4 protein-coding genes are annotated in these 2,776 nt (G+C 50.4%); 2 read left to right on the plus strand and 2 right to left on the minus strand.

Going from position 1 to position 2,776, the window contains the following annotated elements:
- Window positions 1–642 (minus strand): AsnC family transcriptional regulator (locus WC488_05355; protein ID MFA5077823.1); only part of this gene is annotated, 642 nt, incomplete at its 3' end.
- 271 nt (window positions 643–913) lie between these two features.
- Here WC488_05355 and WC488_05360 point away from each other — a divergent pair.
- Entirely contained in the window at window positions 914–1,126 is a 213-nt protein-coding gene (locus tag WC488_05360; GenBank protein ID MFA5077824.1) for a hypothetical protein, read from the plus strand.
- Between the two features lie 19 nt (window positions 1,127–1,145).
- On the opposite strand, the gene WC488_05365 is transcribed toward WC488_05360, so the two are convergent.
- Complete coding sequence (locus WC488_05365) at window positions 1,146–2,141, minus strand: winged helix-turn-helix transcriptional regulator (protein MFA5077825.1); 996 nt, start codon at window positions 2,139–2,141, stop codon at window positions 1,146–1,148.
- A gap of 253 nt (window positions 2,142–2,394) precedes the next feature.
- Between WC488_05365 and WC488_05370 the strand changes: the two genes are divergently transcribed.
- Window positions 2,395–2,607, plus strand: coding sequence for a hypothetical protein (locus WC488_05370; protein ID MFA5077826.1), 213 nt, complete (start codon window positions 2,395–2,397; stop codon window positions 2,605–2,607).
- Window positions 2,608–2,776 lie beyond the last annotated feature (169 nt).

The raw sequence follows: 2,776 nt of genomic DNA on the forward strand, positions 1-2,776 counted from the left end.
TATTACGGCCGTAAAGCGCTTTGCGTAACCTAACTTCTGCAGGAGCCTGAAATTATACCTGACGCGCTGAACGGTTGTCTTCATGCGTTTGGCGAGCTCGCGAAAAGATTGGCGTGAATTCCGGTTTAGCTCGATTAATAGCTCTCTTTGGGGGGATGGAACTGTCGAACGAGTAATCGTAGCGTCGTTAAGCGGAAAGAACCCGTACCTGGCGAGCACCAAGTGGGACGCTTTCCAGGAGCTGATTTCTCCGGAAAAAGCACTTCTGAAACTCGATGCCCAGCGCATGAACTCGAGCTGGTTTCTTGCCGAGGCGAATAACAGCAAGTCAAAATCCCCTTTGCAGAGGGCCCCAAACTGGAGGATGGGAGATTGAGAAAGGAAAGAGACTAGCTTCTTTTCAGGAATGTCGCTGCGGAGCTTCACGGCGATGAAATACGAGAAGTTGAGGCCGAGGCTGGCCATGTCGGGCTCAATAGTATAATGGAGCCCCACCGTTTTCTCGACCAACCTGATGCGCGAAGCTACGGTCGAACGCGAGCAGCCGATTCTTTCAGCCATTACCCTGACCGGAACCCTTGAATCCATGCAAAGCTCACGGATCACACGCCTGGAAATAGAATCGAGTTCCACAAGAAGCATGTTATTTTTTCCGGATATTTAAAGCAAGTAGTCAAAAGTGACAATTTTCTTCTAAAATTTGGTAAGATGGCTCAAAAAACGGAAATACTATATATTCGGATAGAAGAATAACACCAGGTCTCAGAATACTTCGATGGTGGGAGTAAAAACGTTTCTGTGAGAGTTTAATGGGTTTTATGAAACAGCATAAATGGCTTTTTGGGTGTACAAAATGCCGGGAAACAAGCTGGGAAAGCTGCTTTTCCGTTTTAATCGCAACAATGCTTTAGCCATGCGGCGGCTTCGCCGCATGCTGCGCTCGTCCGGATTCGAGAACAGCGTTCTCGAGGAATCGACTCTTGAAATCCGCAGGATAGACCTCAATCCGATGAAAACCGCGCTGCACGTCGCCTCCCTCGCGTCCTTCGCGTTCGAGATGGACGTCTGCTACAGGAAGATGACAACAAAGGAAGGCGTGCCCGGATTTGCCATCGAGTTGCGCTGAATAACCCAGAATTTGCCAGCTATTCCTTGATTTCCTCCCAACCGCTGGCGTCATACAGTTTCTTCAATTCGATGTTTCTGATTGGCCAAAAGCCTTGGAGCACTTCGAGGGCAATCGCGGTCTCGTGCCTGACTTCATCCAGTTCGAAAATCTTGTCTTCCTCTTCAAGGCGCGCGTATCCTTCTTTGAGGTCGTTGAAGGAGGTCCAAATGAACATGTCCTCGCCTCCGCTCATTTCGTAGACCACGGAGTAAGTGTTGCATGGCTGCTCCTGGCTCTCACGCATCAACAGCCTGCGCATTTCCTTGCACCGTTCCTCGTACCCTTTAGCGTACGTGAACGTGGTGAAAACGACGAGGTGGATGGGCATGGGCGGCTTCTGCATGACGGCCGTGAAGCGCTTCACGAGGCCGGTTTTCAGGAGCGTGCTGAAATGGTATCTGACTGCGGCGAGCGTCACCCCAAGCTCTTTTGCGAGCTCGTTGAACGGCGTCCGGGCATTCTTATTCAAGGCGACGAGGAGCTTTTTTTGGATTTCGGGGAGGTCCAGGCTTCCAATCAAGTCGTCCCGCAATGGGAAGAATCCGACTCGCTCAAAAACCACGGGAGAGCTCTTCCACCAAACCAAGTAGTCCTTCAAGCTGCTCCTCATCGCGTATTCCCAACGGATGTATTGCAACTGGGTCTTCGCAACCGCGCCAATCAGCAAGTCGAATTCGCCTTTCGTAATCGCCACAAACTGGACGGTAGGCTCGTGCTTAACAAATTCCTTCAGGAGCGCCCGGTCAACCGGCTTCCTCAGCTTCGCCTTAATCAGGTAAGACGAAAGCCCAAGCTTCTGCATGTCGAGCTCAAGCGTGTACTTGAGGCCGAACTCCTCTTCCATGAAACACAGCCTCGAAAAAACGACTGAACGCGACTTCCCAAGATTCCGGGCAAGCCGGTTCACGGGAATGCGCGCATCAGAGCTCAGCTCCTGCAGAATCCGCCTTGAAACCCGGCCAAGCTCAACCATGCATCAATTTTGAATCACTTTGTTATATTGTTTTTGGGATTTTAAGACAAAAATGATTGGAATTAGGTAAACAAATGAGATTTTATCGCAAAAAATAGCACCAATAAATATTGAAATTCCTGAATAGTTTTCGGGTGGTTTGATGGATATAACGAAAATGGTGGCGTACCAAAACTGGGTTTAAGGTGGTAGGATGCGCACAAACACCTTAGAAAAACTGCATTTCAGGTTTAATCGCTGCAATGCTTTAGCCATGCGGCGGCTTCGCCGCATGCTGCGCTCGTCCGGATTCGAAAACCGCGTCCTCGAGGAAACAATCATTGAAGTCCGAAAAAGGCAGAAAAACCCGATGGACACCGCCCTGCGTGTCGCCTCGCTCGCGTCCTTCGCGTTCGAGATGGACGTCTGCTACAGGAAAATGGTAACGAAGGAAGGTGTATCCGGCTTTGCCGTCGAGTTGCGCTGAATAACCCAGAATTTGCCAGCTATTCCTTGGTTTCTTCCCAGCTCGTTGCGTCATAGCAGGGGCCCGGGTCCGCGTTCCTCGCAGGCCAGATTCCCTTCAAGACTTCAACCACTATTCCGCTCTTGTTGGAAATGAATTCCGGGCCGACGTACGCTGCATCGATTTTTCT

Source organism: Candidatus Micrarchaeia archaeon (assembly GCA_041650355.1).
Classification (GTDB): domain Archaea; phylum Micrarchaeota; class Micrarchaeia; order Anstonellales; family Bilamarchaeaceae; genus JAHJBR01.

Coding starts and splice junctions, on each gene's coding strand:
- WC488_05360 (MFA5077824.1), top strand. CDS start 914: ATGCGGCGGCTTCGCCGCATGCTGCGCTCGTCCGGATTCGAGAACAGC.
- WC488_05365 (MFA5077825.1), bottom strand. CDS start 2,141: ATGGTTGAGCTTGGCCGGGTTTCAAGGCGGATTCTGCAGGAGCTGAGC.
- WC488_05370 (MFA5077826.1), top strand. CDS start 2,395: ATGCGGCGGCTTCGCCGCATGCTGCGCTCGTCCGGATTCGAAAACCGC.